The organism is Tepidanaerobacter syntrophicus, assembly GCF_001485475.2.
Classification (GTDB): Bacteria; Bacillota; Thermosediminibacteria; order Thermosediminibacterales; family Tepidanaerobacteraceae; genus Tepidanaerobacter; species Tepidanaerobacter syntrophicus.
In genome coordinates this window covers 124,114-138,688 of the sequence record NZ_DF976995.1, presented here as the reverse complement: position 1 = coordinate 138,688, position 14,575 = coordinate 124,114, and the positions used below count along the sequence as shown (strand labels likewise).

Genomic DNA, 14,575 nt, shown 5'->3' with positions numbered 1-14,575 from the left:
TATCTGTTAAAGATGCCATATTAAAGGAGCGCTATAAATCTTTAGAACCAATTAGCCTTTTACCAGATGTTATCTCTTATGAAAAACAAAAACTAAAGAAGGCAACTTCAATGATACGTGCAGGTGGCACATCTCTTCCCATCTTAAACTACAAGAAGAGCTTTACATCAGATGCCATTAAATCTCTTCTTGAAAGCTGCAATATTTAAAATCAATAAGTTAAAACAGATTTAATTTCTTTTGCTTGTTCTGTATAAGGTTGGCAGAGGTCTTACAAAAAAACCTAAGATTACTTGACGCGATCATCTTAAAATTATCTTGTTGACTTTTTTGTTAAAATTGCCTACAATTAAGTTAAAGTAAAAAATTGCTTAAGGTGCCCGTTTGGGAGAATAGGGAAGTCCGGTGCAAATCCGGTGCGGTCCCGCCACTGTAAAGGGGAGCTTCTTAAAATATCCACTGGCTATAATGCCGGGAAGGGTTAAGCAGCTATGAACCTCAGCCAGGAGACCTGCCTTAAGAATCGGTTTTCCGGGGATGATGGTAAAGTCCACGGTCTAATATCAAATTAGACTGTGGACTTTTTGTTTTCTCTCAAAATCACCTTATGCAATTTAACAAATAAAAAATATGAAAGGATGATTATTTATGGAACAAGAAAAGACCAGACAATTAGCGCTTACGGGTATGTTTATCGCTCTAAGCGCAGTTGGCGCACTGATTAAAGTGCCAAGTCCTACAGGAACGGTAGCCTTTGATTCGGCGCCGGGTTTTGTAGCGGCTCTCTTGCTAGGACCGGGTTTAGGGGCACTGGCTGCAGCATTGGGCCACCTTTTTACAAGTCTTTTTGCCGGATTCCCTATGACATTTCCCATTCACATAATAGTAGCGCTTGAGATGGCGGCATTTGCAGCTATATATGGCTACCTCGGGAAAAAGAACCTTCCTTTAGCAGTTGTTGCAGTATCTATTTTAAATGGCGTTGTGGCACCTGCCACATTTATCGTTTTTCCTCAATTCGGAATGGCATTTTTTGTATCCATGCTAGTTCCTCTTTTAGTAGCTTCTGCTGCAAATGTTATTGTTTCTGCACTTATATATAAAGCTATTTCTAGTACAGCTAAAGCAAGATTTTCTAATGGGAGATAGTCCTGTGAATAAAAAAATTTTAAATGTGTCTAATAGGGATGTAAGTTTTATAAAATTAATAGAGGATATATACCTTGTAGTAGCATGCGATTCTTGCGGGGCAGTAGGTGAAAAATCATTGGATATTGTCAAGGTTCCTCCGTATATAGTAGGAAGGTTTACCAGTCGAGTTGCGCTAATGGAAACTTTTTCAGTGGGAGCCTGCCCAAAAGCTTTAACCGCTGCAATCTGCAATGAACCAAATCCTACAGGAGAGGGTATGCTTGCCGGAATTAAAGATGAACTGGATGAAGTATGTCTTGATGTGCCAATTGTAATAAGTACAGAAAAAAATATGGAAACATCTCAGACGGGCCTTGGCATAACTGTTGTTGGAATTTGCAAAGAGAATGAGCTGCGTGTAAATGCAACACAGCCAAAAGACAAACTATATTGTCTGGGTAAGCCTAAAGTAGGAAATGAAGTTTTATTAGATGATCCTGAAATTGCTTCAACGCTTCTTATAAAAAAGCTCCTTGAAGCACCAAATGTTCACGATATTGTTCCGGTTGGATCGAAGGGAATAAAAAATGAAGCCGAAATGCTCGCTTCATCCCTTGAATTAAATCTAAAATGGAAAGAGAATCTTCCTGTAGATATAAAAAAGACTGCAGGACCTGCTACTTGCGTCCTTGTGACATGCGCCGGCAATATTGATATTTCGTGCACACAACCAGTATTCTTTCTTGCTGAATTCGACAAATAGATTGCAATATAAGAACCTCGATATTTAAAGTAGACAAGGGATTTTTGAAGTCGGGACAAGTTTTGTCCCGACTTTTTAAACTATTTAAAGAAAATAGCTATGAAACCTAGAACCACCGTTACTATCAAACCAAAAGCCCACTTTTGAAGTCCGCCAATTTCTCTGCGAACTTCTTCGAATTTAACTTCTGTTCTCTCAGCTAAATTATCTATCTTTTTGTTTACTTCGCCGAATTTCGTATCTGTCTTGTCAGATAATACCTTGATTTCCTCATGAACTTCATTGAACCTCGTATCTGTTTTATCAGATAGAGCCTTGATTTCATCGTGGACTTCATTGAACCTCATATCTGTTTTATCAGATAGACCCTTGATTTCATCGTGGACTTCATTGAACCTCATATCTGTCTTGTCAGATAGAGCTTTAATTTCATTATGAACTCCATCGAACCTCATATCTGTTCTATCGGATAATGCCTTAATTTCGTCATGAACTTCGTTGAACTTCGTATCTGTTTTATCGGATAGAGCTTTGATTTCGTCATGAACTCCATCGAATTTTACTTCTGTCTTGTCTGATGAGGTTTCTATCTCCTTATGAACTCCACTGAATTTCTCATCTATTTTATCAAATCTTTCTTCAGTTTTGTCTGCTAAACTATCTATCTTTTCGTTTACTTCGCCAAATTTCATATCTGTTCTATCAGATAGTGCCTTAATATCGTCATGAACTCCATTGAATTTTACTTCAGTTTTGTCTGACGAGATATCTATCTTTTTGTTAACTTCACTGAACTTTTCATCTACTTTGTTGAACTTCGTATCTGTTTTATCAGAGAGCGCTTTGATTTCACTGTACGCCTCGGAAAACTTTACTTCCGTCTTATCAGCTAAGTTATCAATCTTTTTGCTAACTTCATTAAACCTTTTATCTACCTTGTCAAATCTTGCATCAGTTTTGTTTGACAGAGCTCGGATTTCTCTGCGAACTTCTGTAAACTTCTCGTCAACCTTGTTAAATCTTGCCTCATTTTCTTTTCTTGTAGAATCAAACTTTATATCCACACTGTCTCTTAAACTGTTAATTTGTTGTGATAGAAGGAAGTAGCCGGATTCATAAATTTTAGGTTCGAAAGGTCCTTTTATTTTTTGTTCGTCATTTCCTCCGCCGGCGTTGATTTCCTTTTCTGCCATATCCATCACCTTCCCTCCCTGTCTGCGACCATTATATCATAAATTTCTGCAATTTTCTATTAAACTTGCTGCAGCTTATCCAAAAAGAACTGCTGCTCCTACTGTGCCTGGTCCTGTATGAACCCCTATAATCGGACCTACTTGGGTAAATATCTTGGCTTTTATCCCTAGGATGCTTTCTAAAGCTCCTTTAAGATAAAGTCCTGCTTCTTCAGCTGCTCCGTGGGCTACAACAAGCATTTTGCATTTTTTTACCCGGGACATATCCTCGAAAGCTTGAATGATGGTCTTGAGAGCCTTTTCTTGACTTCTAGCCTTGCTATAAGTCTGGTATATGCCGTCATCTCCTACTCTTACGATGGGCTTTATATTTAAAAGTGTCCCCATTATCCCTTGAACTCTTCCTATTCTGCCGCCTTTTTGCAGATATTCAAGTGTATTTAATGTAAAAAGAAGTTCTACATTCTTTCTAACCTCGGAAAGTCTTTCAACAACTTTAGCCGCATCAACGCCCGTTTTTATTATTTCGGCAGCTTCCATTGTCATAAGTCCTATTCCAAGACTAATTGTTTTGGAATCCACGATATGAACCTTGTTGCCAAATTTTTCAGCGGCAACATTTGCTGCATTTATTGTGCCGCTTAAGCCCGAAGAAATGTGTATCGATACTACTTCATCATATTCTTCAAGTAATTCTTCATATAGTCTTCTAAAATCTTCCGGCGACGGCTGCGATGTGGTCGGAAGTTCATCTGACTGGTTTAAAAGCTCATAGAATTTATCTCCGGCTATCTCATAATCTAGATACTCTCTATCCTTAAACCTCACTTTAAGCGGCACAACATGAATGTCATATTCTGTTCTAATTTCTTCCGGAAGATCTGCCGTGCTGTCTGTAACTAAGGCAATTTTCTTCATTTGAATCCTCCATTTTCAAAGTGTCATGATCGTATTGTATATTTCGATAAACATTTCAAAAATCCTTTATTTGGTCGTGTATGCTTTATAAATTTCAAAGCCTTGACACAAAAGCCCTAAAAGGTTTACTATTTAGTAAAATGATTATTTTATGGAGGAAGATTAGACATGAGTGCATCAAATCCTACGAGAGACGAAGCTTTTGAACTTTTAAAAAAATATAATTCAAACGAGGCGCTGATTCGCCATGCTTTGGCTGTAGAAGCAGTCATGCGCCATTTTGCAGAAATATTTGATGAACCTGATAAAGAAAAATGGGCTATTATTGGACTTATTCATGATTTAGATTACGAGATGTACCCTGACCAGCACTGTCAAAAGGTCAGAGAAATACTTACTGAAGAAGGTTGGCCGGAGGATTATATAAGGGCTGTGCAAAGCCATGGGTGGGGTTTGTGTTCCGATGTAGAACCCGTAGAGAAAATGGAGAAGGTACTGTATGCTATTGATGAGTTGACCGGTCTTATCACAGCAACCGCTTTGCTTCATCCCAGCAAGAGCGTATTGGATCTTAAAGTAAAATCAGTCAAGAAAAAATGGAACCAGAAAAATTTTGCCGCGGGCGTCAACAGAGACGTAATTGATAAAGGTATAGAGCTTTTAGGGCTTGACAAAGATTTTGTAATTGAAGAAACCATAAAAGGGATGCAGACGGTTGCGGAAGAAATCGGGTTAAAGGGCGAAATTTAAGGAAAATTAAAGAGTGGGTTTATGCCCACTCCTCTTTTATGCCGAATGAAGAATTTAATTCTGATTCTAAAAAATCTCTAACTTCGTAAAGTGAATTAAACTCTTTAAATATTAGCCTTCGAATTTCTTCAGAAGGTTTTGCTAAGTCAGGAACACATATCGGCAGCATGCCGGCTTTTAAAGCAGCTCTTAAACCGTTTTCGGAATCTTCTAATACAATACAGTTTTCCGGAGGACATTTTAATTTCTCAGCTGCCTTTAAAAATATATCCGGCTCAGGTTTGCCCCTTGCTACCTCATCTCCACATACTATCAAATCGAATCTGTCTTTTACTCCACCAAGTTCTAAGCATCTTAGAGCTTTTTCTCTAGCTGTAGAAGTTGCTACAGCTTTCGGTATTGATTCAGTTTCAAGAAAATCTATTAATTCATAGAGACCCTTTTTTACAGGTATCCCGTGTTTTTGTATATATTCTTCAAAATATGCCGAATGTATTTTGCGAACTGCGGAATAAGGAAATGACTTGCCAAAATACTTTTGAAAATAAGGCACAGTATCTTGGGAATTTAAGCCTCTTGCGCCTGCAATTATATTTTCATCAATATTGTAGCCTAGTTCTTTGCCGGCTTTTTCCCATGCATGCAGGGAAAGCTTTTCCGTATCAAACATCAGCCCGTCCATATCAAAGATAACTAGCGAAAACTTTTTCATAATATACTAATCCACCATCCTCAATCTACTTCAAATAAATAAACAGAACCCGAACCCTACTTTAGCAGTAAAATCATTCTAAGTCAAGTATACTGTCCGTTAAAATATGTCAAAATGGACTTTGAAGTTTTCAATTAGATTTTTAGCCAAGACTATTTGCTTGCTATATAGATACTACTATAACCAAAATTAAAAGCGATAAGTATCTTTCTATTTCGCACACGCTTGACTCCTATTATGCTTTATAAACAAACCTTTCTATTATCATATTACCATCAAAATCTAATTATCGCCAGAAAAGACTTTAAGATTCTTCATTCCGCTTCAATTCATTCAAAATGATGATTAGAAGCTGTTATCAGTTGAGGCTTATTAAGAATTTTTTATTTTAAGGTACAATTAGCTTATTTAAGAAAAACTCCGCTTACTTATTGTAAATTTGCAAAGATAGTGATAAAATGTACAAGAAAGTTCAATACACCGAAAGGAAAGTAGTTACTGACCTTCAGGTGCTTTACGTTATATTCTAAGATCTTGGATGCGTTCCGGGGTTGAGGAGGTTAAAATCTATCAGGTGCTTTTAGCCTCCGAAAATAATTTTTAAAATTAGGAGGTTTTTTTGATGTCCAAAACACAAGATTTTATTAATGATGAAGAAATTATGGACCTTTTGGAAAAGGGAAAGGGTGCCGAAAAGTCAGAAATTCGGGAGATTTTCGCAAAATCAAAGGAGAAAAATCGTCTGGAGCCGGCAGAGACGGCAAAACTTCTTCAAATTAATGATGAAGACTTGCTTGAAGAAATGTTTTCGCTGGCAAGACAGATAAAAGAAGATGTCTATGGCAACCGAATAGTATTCTTTGCACCGCTATATATCGGCAACAATTGCATTAACAATTGCCTATATTGCGGCTTTAGGCGCGATAACAAATCTATTGTAAGAAAAACCTTGACAATGGAAGAATTAAGAGACGAAGTTATAGCTCTTGAAAACAGCGGTCAAAAAAGGCTCATTTTAGTCTATGGCGAACATCCCATGTATGATGCGGACTTTATAGTGGAAACCATTAAGACAACATATGAAACAAAAACAGGAAACGGAGAAATCCGTAGGGTAAATATAAATGCTGCCCCCATGGATGTGGAAGGTTATAGAAAACTTAAAGAGGCCGGAATCGGTACATTTCAGATTTTTCAGGAAACTTACCATCATGAAACATATGCTAAAATACATCCAAAAGGAGACATGAAGAGCGACTATCAGTGGCGGCTATACGGACTTGACAGAGCCCTTGAAGCAGGTATAGATGATGTGGGAATCGGAGCGCTTTTCGGCTTGTATGATTGGAAGTTTGAAGTAATGGGTCTTCTGTATCACACCATTCATCTTGAAAAAACTTTTGGCGGCATAGGTCCCCACACTATTTCATTCCCGAGACTAGAGCCGGCTATTGATACACCGTTTATTCAGGAGACAAAATATAAAGTATCTGATGATGACTTTAAGAAACTCGTAGCTATAATCAGGCTTTCAGTGCCGTATACCGGAATGATTTTGACTGCCAGGGAAAGTCCGGAAGTAAGGCGGCAGGTTATACCTCTTGGTGTTTCACAGATTGATGCAGGCTCAAGAATAGGTATTGGCGGGTATGCCGAAGCTGCAAAAGGCTATATCCCTGAGAAAGAACAGTTCCATTTAGGCGATATAAGATCACTTGATGAAGTTGTCCGGGAAATTTGCAGTTTTGGATGCATTCCGTCCTTCTGTACAGCAGGGTATAGAGCAGGCAGAACCGGCGATCACTTTATGTCCCTTGCTAAACCCGGTTTTGTTCATAATTACTGCATGCCAAATGCCGTGCTAACTTTCAAGGAATATCTTTTAGACTATGCCTCCGAAGAAACACGTAAGGTGGGCGAGGCTGCAATTCAAAAGCAGCTTGAAGCTTTTGAAAAGGAAAGCCCCGAAAGAAGAAAATACGTTGAAGATAAACTAAAGCTTATCGAGCAAGGTCAACGTGATGTTTATGTTTAGCAATGAATTTAAAGAAATGGTTTCATCTTGTATTTCAGAATCTTTTCGTTGCGAAAACTTGAAGGCAGCTCTTGAAAAGTCGGCCAAAATTATTACAGAATTCTATCCTGATACTAAGTTATGGTTTGCAAAAAGCTTCGGTAAGAGATGGTGCTTTCTTGCCGGAGCAGGCACTGATTCATTTATCCAGCCTCAGAGAATAGAATATCAGGACGGTTATGCGGCGTTTTTACAAAACTTTTCTTTTGCGCATGAAGATGAGAAGGCAGTTTTGATAGACCTATTTAGGATAATCACTAATATCCAGAAATAAATAACCATGTTACAGGAAAGTCAGGGGTTTCTAATTTACGTAGAAACCCCTGACTTTAAAATTTTCAACATATTCTTTTGCTATAACCTCAAAAGATGAGATGTCTTTTACATCCTTAAAACAATCGTTTTGCATGGGGATGTTATCACTTGTTCTACAGCACTGGATTGTATATGTCTTCGCCTTATAAATCCATTTTAAAATATTAATATAGTCGTCCTTAAAAAGTCCCGGCCAGGTTGTAGTTCTAAATTCATAATCTATGCCGCTGCGCTCAATTAGTTGTATGCTTTTTGAAATAGCATTTATCGATACCGAGCTTTTGCATATCATTGGATACTTTTGGGGTGAAGCTTTGATATCCATAGCTATAAAATCAAGAAGATTGTTTTTAATAAGCGGTTCTAACACTTCAGGCCTTGTACCATTTGTATCTAACTTTAGCTTGAAGCCCAAATCCTTGATTTTTCTTGCGAAATATAGAAGATCTTCTTGCAGTGTAGGTTCGCCGCCGCTTAAAACTACCCCATCTATTAATCCTCGCCTTTTCTCAAGAAACTGTATTATTTCTTCTTCGCATAGCAAATCAGAACCATTTGAAATAAGCTGCCAGTTGTGACAATAAATGCAGTTCATGTTACATCCTGACGTAAATATTACAGTCGAGAGTAAGCCGGGATAATCTACCGTCGAACACTTATGCAATCCACCTATTAGCATAATTGATTTTCCTTGATTTTAAACATCTTGCGATTAGCGTACTCTTCCTTTTTACCTTTATTAAAATTTTTTACAGGTCTTAGATACCCGGTGACTCTCGTCCATACCTCAGTTTCTTTACCGCATTTTGGGCATTTTGTCTGTTCCCCGGAAAGATACCCATGATCCGGACAAATGCTAAAAGTTGGAGTTATGGATATATAAGGTATCTTATAGTTGGTAAAAATCTTACGTATGATGTTTTTGCATACTGATATGTCCTCTATGCATTCACCTAAGTAAATATGGCAGACAGTGCCGCCGGTATATAATGATTGAAGTTCTTCTTGCAGTTCCATTACTTCAAAAATGTCATCAGTGTAATCCGCCGGCAGCTGAGTTGAATTTGTATAATAAGGTGCATCTTCTCCTGCTGTTGTAATAAAAGGATATTTTTTCAAGTCAAGCATTGCCAGGCGGTAGGATGCTCCTTCAGCCGGTGTTGCTTCAAGGTTGTAAAAATGACCGGTTTCTTTTTGAAATTCCAGCAGTTTTTTCCGCAAGAAATGCATAACTTCCAATGCAAACTGCAGCCCACCCTTAGCAGTTATACCGGCACCTACAAAATTTTCCAGTGCCTCGTTCATTCCAATAATTCCTATAGTGCTAAAATGGTTGTGCCAATATTCACCTGTTCTTTCTTTTATATTTCGCAGGTAATGTGTAGAATAAGGATATAAGTTAGCTTCAGATTGTTCTTCGATAACTTTTCGTTTTATTTCTAAGGAAGCCTTGGCTAATTCTGTCATTTCTTCTAATCGCTTAAAAAACTCATCTTTTGTTCTTGAAAGATAACCTATTCTAGGCAGATTTATTGTAACAACACCAATGGAACCGGTCATGGGGTTGCTGCCAAAAAGGCCGCCGCCTCTTTTTCTTATTTCCGAAGTGTCAATTCTCAATCTGCAGCACATGGATATAGCATCTTCCGGCGAAAGATCAGAATTTATGAAATTCGCAAAATAAGGTATGCCATATTTGCAAGTAATTCTCATAAAATCATCAACTACCGGATTGTCCCATTCAAAGTCTTTGGTAATATTGACGGTAGGAATAGGAAATGTAAATACTCTGCCTTTTGCATCACCTTCTAACATCACTTCGCAAAAAGCTCTGTTGAAAATATCCATTTCTTCTTGGAAATCGCCGTATACCTCTGTTATAGGCTCTCCTCCGATAATTACCGGATAATTTTTTAGTCCATTTGGTACCTTGATATCAAAAGTAAGATTCGAGAACGGACATTGAAAGCCGACTCGTGTAGGAACATTTATATTAAAGATAAATTCCTGGAGACATTGCTTGACCTGTGCGTATGAAAGTCCGTCATATCGGATAAAGGGAGCGCAATATGTATCAAAACTGGACCACGCTTGCGCGCCTGCCGCTTCGCCCTGAGTTGTGAACGTAGAATTTACAATTTGACCAAGAAATGAGCGAAGATGCTTTGCAGGGCGGCTTTCTATCTTTTCTTCGACACCTCCAAAGCCTTCCATTAAAAGTTGCCTCAAATCCCAGCCGGCACAGTAAGGGCCAAAAAAACCCAGATCGTGAATATGTATATCGCCTGATTCATGGGCACATCTTATATTTGATGGATATATCTTATATAGCCAGTATTTTTTTGTAAAAGTCTCTCGCACATAATTATTAAGGCCATTGACGCTTTTCCCTGTATTGGCATTTTCCTCTACATGCCAGTCCCGATTGTCCAGGTAATTCGAAAACATCTCAACTGTAGTTTTGATAAGCGCATTATCTTCATCGCATTTTACCATTTGAGTAATCATAGATATGCCTCCATAAAAAAAATTAATCCTCTTGGCAAGCAGTCAAGAGGTTATAAAAAAACATAGAATATAATTTTCATATCCTGCCCCCTATCGACCGTAGAGTAAGGTGTTTAGCACAGGCAGGTCTTCTGACTTAGGTTCATGGATACTGTAGCCTTCCCAAAAAACTCAGTGGCAAATTTACAGTATCTTCCCATTACAGCGGCGGGACCGTGCAGGATTTACACCTGCTTCCCTTTTTAGCCAAAACTAATCGGCACCTGTGCATAAAATATTTAATTATCAACATATAGACATTCTGATTTTATCTCATACTATATATTGTGTCAATTCTCTCCTGTGATTATGAAAGGAGTTTATCCGGTATATTCTAAACTTCTTTAACCTATAATATACTTTTCATATTTTTTTAATTTAGCAATATCGATTTCGCCTTTAATTTTTACACCCTCGTCTAGATATTCGGTCTCGCTGATTGCGCTGTTTTGGTGTATCTCATTTAATGCCGAAGCATTGTCATAAGGTATTAAAAGCTCGGCTTTGCGACGATTGGAAGGCAGCATGCGGCATATGGCATCTAAAAGTTTATCGAGGTTTTTGCCGGTAAGCGCTGAAATTCCTATAGTGCTGTCTTTATTGTATCCCTCGATAAAAATAGCTGTATCTCCCGTTATATCTATTTTGTTTATTGCAATTATTATAGGTGTTTTTTCTATGCCAAGTTCTTTTAATACTGAGTTCACCACTGCAATATCTTCTTCAACGGTGGGGCTTGACCCATCTGCCACATGAATTAAAAGATCTGCTTCTTTTACTTCTTCCAAAGTTGCGCGAAAAGCATCTACTAATTGATGAGGAAGTTTCCTTATAAAGCCAACCGTATCTGATAAGAGAACTTTTCGCCCATCTGGTAGAATAAGGCCTCGAGTTGTAGTATCGAGAGTCTCGAAAAGCCTATCGCCAGTCTTTACGCCGGCATTCGTCAGGGCATTCATTAAAGTAGATTTCCCTGCATTCGTGTAACCTATAAGGCTTATTACCGGATAGGCACGAGACTGAGTAATAATTTTGCGGCTTTTTTGTATGTCTTCCAGTTCTTCTTTTAAATGGTGAATTCTACGGCGAATATGCCGCCTGTCGGTTTCCAGCTTAGTTTCGCCGGGTCCCCGAGTTCCAATTCCGCCGCCTTCCTGAGAAAGTTCTATCCCTTTCCCGGTAAGCCGAGGCATCATATATTGAAGTTGAGCAAGCTCCACTTGTATTTTACCTTCAGAAGTCTTAGCTCTTTGAGCAAAAATATCAAGTATGAGCATTGTTCTGTCAATTATCTGGACACCTGTAAGATCTTCCAAATTTCTGATTTGGACAGGCGAAAGCTCATCATCGCAAATAACAGCATTTGCTCCAAGGGTTTTTACTGCTTGCGCCACTTCTTCAGCCTTGCCTTTTCCCACGTAATATGCAGGATCAATTTTATTTCTTTTTTGTACTGCTTCTCCAACCACTTCGACTCCCGCTGTCTCTGCTAAAAGTTTCAGTTCTTTAAAGGAGTCCTCATCGGATATATCATTCAACATGCCTAAAAGCAGGGCTTTTGTGCTTTTGTTTTCAGTTGAAATCATTACAACACCTCTTATATATTATTACATACGGCTTTACTGTCTCACCCTTTCCAACCATTTAGCCGCACCATGGGCATAAGCTGCGGCTCCTATGGGAAGGCAGTCTTCATTAAATACGACTTTTGGATGATGGCCTCCGTAGCGATATCCTTCTTCCGGACTCCCTGTCCCTATTACGAAGAACATCGACGGAACTTTGGCTGCAATTTCGGCAAAATCTTCAGATCCGGTCATTCTCTCCTCTGTCTGAGCCACGTTTTTTTCACCCAGCAGTTCTTTTAGGGCTTGGCCGATTATGTCTGCCATTTCAGGATCCACTTTAAGAGACGATACCGAACCTTTGTAATTAATATCTGCATTTCCACGAAATGTTGAAACTACTCCATTTGTAACTTCATCTATTCTTTTGAGAACAAACTTCCTTGTTTCTTCATTAAATGTCCGCAAAGTTCCTTCTAAAACAGCCTTTTCCGGAATTACATTACCTGCTGAGCCGGACTGGAATTTTCCAACGGTCAGAACCACCATTTCCTCCGGATTTACCTCGCGGCTTATAATCTCTTGCAGTGCCAAGTGCAGATGAACACCCATGTTAATGGGGTCAACAGAAAGCTGCGGGCATGCCCCATGGCTGCCAAGTCCTTTAAGCGTAATTATAAAGTAGTCGGCAGATGCGGCAACCACACCCTTGTTATATCCTATAAATCCAGTTGGCAGAAGTGGTATTACATGGGCAGCCATTGCTGCATCTACTTTTGGATTTTCGAGAATGCCATCTCTAATTAAGGCTTTTGCACCTTCAAGAGTTTCGACGTTTGAGTATATTTTGCTCATGTAAATCGTTTGGTTCTCTATTCCTTCCATCAGCGAGTCTTAAAAACGCCTCAATTTCTATGTTCAATTCTATTTCTATTGAGCAATTTTTTTCTCCTTTATTGCTGTAAACAACAACCTTGTCTATTATTTCACTTAAAATCATCTTTTTAACTTCGGTTGGAGCCTTCTCGAGCTCCTCCCGCCAGTAAGGTACTGTTTTCTGCATTTTTATTATGTCGTCCAGTTCTAATTTGTATCTTTCATATTCTTTCTGAGCCTCCTCAAGTTCTTTATATGCTTTTTCAAGTTTATCAGCCGTATCTCGAATGGACTCATTAAGTATTTCTGGCGAAAATTGGCTCTCCCCAAGAATGCTTTTTGGTACCTCCTCTTTCAACACTGCGAGGTACTTTTCGTTCTTCGCAATTGTCTCTTTTAACTCTTTGATGCGTTTTTCGCTACTTTGTAAGTTTTGCTTGGAAATCCTATCAATCTCCTGGGACAAATCTAAGTCCTTCAAAGTATCCAGGTACTTGTAAATCTCATCCATTACTGGCTCCTCAATCATCTCCGGATAATAGATGCTCCTACCGGTACATTTGGTACCGCCCGACGTCTTTCTTATACATTTGTAAACGTTCCGTGATTTTTTATGAGTCTTTCCATCCTTCGTGGTCCATTCATGCTTAACATACCCCGTTGATAATTTTGAGCCACAGCTCCCACAATATATAAATCCTGTAAACAATAATGGGCTCTTTGTTTGCAGAGGGTATTGGCTATAATCTAAATTGTCTAATCTATATTTTTCTGGAGTCCTTGAATTTCTCACGAGCTGCACCTGATTCCAAATGTCTTCAGGAATTATTATAAGCTCTTCCAAAGGTTTTTCAGATAAAACCCATTCCTTTGGACTTACCCTGCGATGCTTACTTCCTTTTCTTTTTGTTTTTCCAGAGGTTAGGTGGCCTTTATAAATTGGATTCCTAAGCATATAATTAATTACTGCTGAATTCCACTCGTCTCCCTTTCTAGGTTTTATCCCGTGTTCATTCAAATACTTTGCTATTCTATGCCCACCCATTCCATAGTTTAAAGCTAAATCATAAATTAATTTAACGACCTCAACTTCTTTTTCGTTAATTGCTAATTTCTTTATAAGTTTACCTTTTTTATTTACAATACCTGAATCCACAAGCCTATAACCATAAGGCGGTTCCCCGCCCCGATATAGACCTTCTAAAGTCATCTGCCTATGTTTTTCGGCCACTCTCATTGAGGTTTGACTGCTTTCGCTACCTGCCTTCCAATATTTGATAAAACTAATCAACCTCGCTTCGGGATTCATTAAATCTAATTGTTCTTTTTCTTGTGCCGACCAAATCTCTATGCCAAGCTTTGTCAGCTCTTCTACGAACAAAAGAGTTTCTATTTCTCTCCTGCCTATTCGGTCAAACATAAATACTAACAGAACATCAAATTTTTTATTATATGCATCTTCTTTTATTTTCTGTAAAATTTCTCTTTCATCAACTGATTTAGTAAAACCAGATATTCCTTTCTCACTATAATCGTATAAAAACTCCCAATCAGGTCTTTGAGCTATAAATTCTCTGCAAGCTTTTTCCTGCATTGATATATCGCCAGTCGGGTCTACCTGCATCTTCGTAGATACTCTATATAAGCATACGACTCTCTTTTTTTCCATTATGATGCCTCCTATTTTCATTAATTTAACTAACTTAAATTATAACGCTTACAACTTAAAAA

The 14,575-nt window shown here is 38.3% G+C and carries 13 protein-coding genes, 1 pseudogene and 2 riboswitches; of the genes and pseudogenes, 6 read left to right on the top strand and 8 right to left on the bottom strand.

Annotated features, from left to right (window positions below; all coding sequences use genetic code 11):
* From TSYNT_RS11925 to TSYNT_RS00710, 3 genes and pseudogenes are all read left to right on the top strand, one after another.
* Positions 1–209: pseudogene (locus TSYNT_RS11925) on the top strand (ISLre2-like element ISTxy1 family transposase); the annotation flags it as partial.
* A 148-nt stretch (positions 210–357) separates the two neighbouring features.
* A riboswitch (cobalamin riboswitch) is annotated at positions 358–533 on the top strand.
* 115 nt (positions 534–648) lie between these two features.
* Positions 649–1,149 carry an ECF transporter S component gene (locus TSYNT_RS00715; RefSeq protein ID WP_059031271.1) on the top strand — a complete coding sequence of 167 codons (501 nt, stop codon included), beginning with the start codon at positions 649–651 and terminating at the stop codon, positions 1,147–1,149.
* 4 nt (positions 1,150–1,153) lie between these two features.
* Positions 1,154–1,894: a hypothetical protein gene (locus tag TSYNT_RS00710; RefSeq protein WP_059031270.1), complete on the top strand. Its 741-nt coding sequence runs from the start codon at positions 1,154–1,156 to the stop codon at positions 1,892–1,894.
* 80 nt (positions 1,895–1,974) lie between these two features.
* Here TSYNT_RS00710 and TSYNT_RS00705 read toward each other — a convergent pair whose 3' ends face one another.
* Both TSYNT_RS00705 and TSYNT_RS00700 read right to left on the bottom strand, forming a co-directional pair.
* Positions 1,975–3,093, bottom strand: coding sequence for a hypothetical protein (locus tag TSYNT_RS00705; protein WP_059031269.1), 1,119 nt, complete (start codon positions 3,091–3,093; stop codon positions 1,975–1,977).
* Between the two features lie 69 nt (positions 3,094–3,162).
* Positions 3,163–4,005, bottom strand: coding sequence for a DegV family protein (locus TSYNT_RS00700; protein ID WP_059031268.1), 843 nt, complete (start codon positions 4,003–4,005; stop codon positions 3,163–3,165).
* A 168-nt stretch (positions 4,006–4,173) separates the two neighbouring features.
* Between TSYNT_RS00700 and TSYNT_RS00695 the strand changes: the two genes are divergently transcribed.
* Positions 4,174–4,755 carry an HD domain-containing protein gene (locus TSYNT_RS00695; protein ID WP_059031267.1) on the top strand — a complete coding sequence of 194 codons (582 nt, stop codon included), beginning with the start codon at positions 4,174–4,176 and terminating at the stop codon, positions 4,753–4,755.
* A gap of 19 nt (positions 4,756–4,774) precedes the next feature.
* Here the strand turns inward: TSYNT_RS00695 and TSYNT_RS00690 are convergent, their stop codons facing one another.
* Positions 4,775–5,467, bottom strand: coding sequence for an HAD family hydrolase (locus tag TSYNT_RS00690; protein WP_059031266.1), 693 nt, complete (start codon positions 5,465–5,467; stop codon positions 4,775–4,777).
* A gap of 622 nt (positions 5,468–6,089) precedes the next feature.
* On the opposite strand from TSYNT_RS00690, the gene hydG reads away from it, so the two are divergent.
* Positions 6,090–7,502, top strand: coding sequence for a [FeFe] hydrogenase H-cluster radical SAM maturase HydG (hydG, locus tag TSYNT_RS00685; protein WP_059031265.1), 1,413 nt, complete (start codon positions 6,090–6,092; stop codon positions 7,500–7,502).
* Positions 7,489–7,815, top strand: coding sequence for a hypothetical protein (locus TSYNT_RS00680; RefSeq protein ID WP_059031264.1), 327 nt, complete (start codon positions 7,489–7,491; stop codon positions 7,813–7,815). Before hydG ends, TSYNT_RS00680 begins: the two co-directional genes overlap by 14 nt.
* Positions 7,816–7,845: 30 nt before the next feature.
* Here the strand turns inward: TSYNT_RS00680 and TSYNT_RS00675 are convergent, their stop codons facing one another.
* From TSYNT_RS00675 to TSYNT_RS00655, 5 genes are all read right to left on the bottom strand, one after another.
* Positions 7,846–8,535 (bottom strand): anaerobic ribonucleoside-triphosphate reductase activating protein, encoded by a 690-nt coding sequence (locus tag TSYNT_RS00675; protein ID WP_059031262.1) that lies wholly within the window; start codon positions 8,533–8,535, stop codon positions 7,846–7,848.
* Entirely contained in the window at positions 8,529–10,364 is a 1,836-nt protein-coding gene (locus TSYNT_RS00670; RefSeq protein WP_059031260.1) for a ribonucleoside triphosphate reductase, read from the bottom strand. The genes TSYNT_RS00675 and TSYNT_RS00670 overlap by 7 nt, the downstream gene beginning before the upstream one ends.
* Before the next feature lie 104 nt (positions 10,365–10,468).
* Positions 10,469–10,646, bottom strand: a riboswitch (cobalamin riboswitch).
* Between the two features lie 101 nt (positions 10,647–10,747).
* A complete protein-coding gene (gene hflX / locus TSYNT_RS00665; RefSeq protein ID WP_059031258.1) occupies positions 10,748–11,989 on the bottom strand; it encodes a GTPase HflX in 1,242 nt (413 codons plus the stop codon).
* Between the two features lie 33 nt (positions 11,990–12,022).
* Positions 12,023–12,823, bottom strand: coding sequence for a M20 metallopeptidase family protein (locus TSYNT_RS00660; protein WP_238142604.1), 801 nt, complete (start codon positions 12,821–12,823; stop codon positions 12,023–12,025).
* The gene (locus TSYNT_RS00655) at positions 12,789–14,513 is read right to left on the bottom strand and encodes a recombinase family protein (RefSeq protein WP_059031257.1); all 1,725 of its coding nucleotides are present in this window, start codon (positions 14,511–14,513) and stop codon (positions 12,789–12,791) included. Before TSYNT_RS00655 ends, TSYNT_RS00660 begins: the two co-directional genes overlap by 35 nt.
* Positions 14,514–14,575 lie beyond the last annotated feature (62 nt).

Bases quoted from the DNA above. Each gene is read 5' to 3' on its own strand.
- TSYNT_RS00715 (WP_059031271.1), top strand. From the start codon at position 649: ATGGAACAAGAAAAGACCAGACAATTAGCGCTTACGGGTATGTTTATC.
- TSYNT_RS00705 (WP_059031269.1), bottom strand. From the start codon at position 3,093: ATGGATATGGCAGAAAAGGAAATCAACGCCGGCGGAGGAAATGACGAA.
- TSYNT_RS00700 (WP_059031268.1), bottom strand. From the start codon at position 4,005: ATGAAGAAAATTGCCTTAGTTACAGACAGCACGGCAGATCTTCCGGAA.
- TSYNT_RS00695 (WP_059031267.1), top strand. From the start codon at position 4,174: ATGAGTGCATCAAATCCTACGAGAGACGAAGCTTTTGAACTTTTAAAA.
- TSYNT_RS00690 (WP_059031266.1), bottom strand. From the start codon at position 5,467: ATGAAAAAGTTTTCGCTAGTTATCTTTGATATGGACGGGCTGATGTTT.
- hydG (WP_059031265.1), top strand. From the start codon at position 6,090: ATGTCCAAAACACAAGATTTTATTAATGATGAAGAAATTATGGACCTT.
- TSYNT_RS00680 (WP_059031264.1), top strand. From the start codon at position 7,489: ATGTTTATGTTTAGCAATGAATTTAAAGAAATGGTTTCATCTTGTATT.
- TSYNT_RS00675 (WP_059031262.1), bottom strand. From the start codon at position 8,535: ATGCTAATAGGTGGATTGCATAAGTGTTCGACGGTAGATTATCCCGGC.
- TSYNT_RS00670 (WP_059031260.1), bottom strand. From the start codon at position 10,364: ATGATTACTCAAATGGTAAAATGCGATGAAGATAATGCGCTTATCAAA.
- hflX (WP_059031258.1), bottom strand. From the start codon at position 11,989: ATGATTTCAACTGAAAACAAAAGCACAAAAGCCCTGCTTTTAGGCATG.
- TSYNT_RS00660 (WP_238142604.1), bottom strand. From the start codon at position 12,823: ATGAGCAAAATATACTCAAACGTCGAAACTCTTGAAGGTGCAAAAGCC.
- TSYNT_RS00655 (WP_059031257.1), bottom strand. From the start codon at position 14,513: ATGGAAAAAAAGAGAGTCGTATGCTTATATAGAGTATCTACGAAGATG.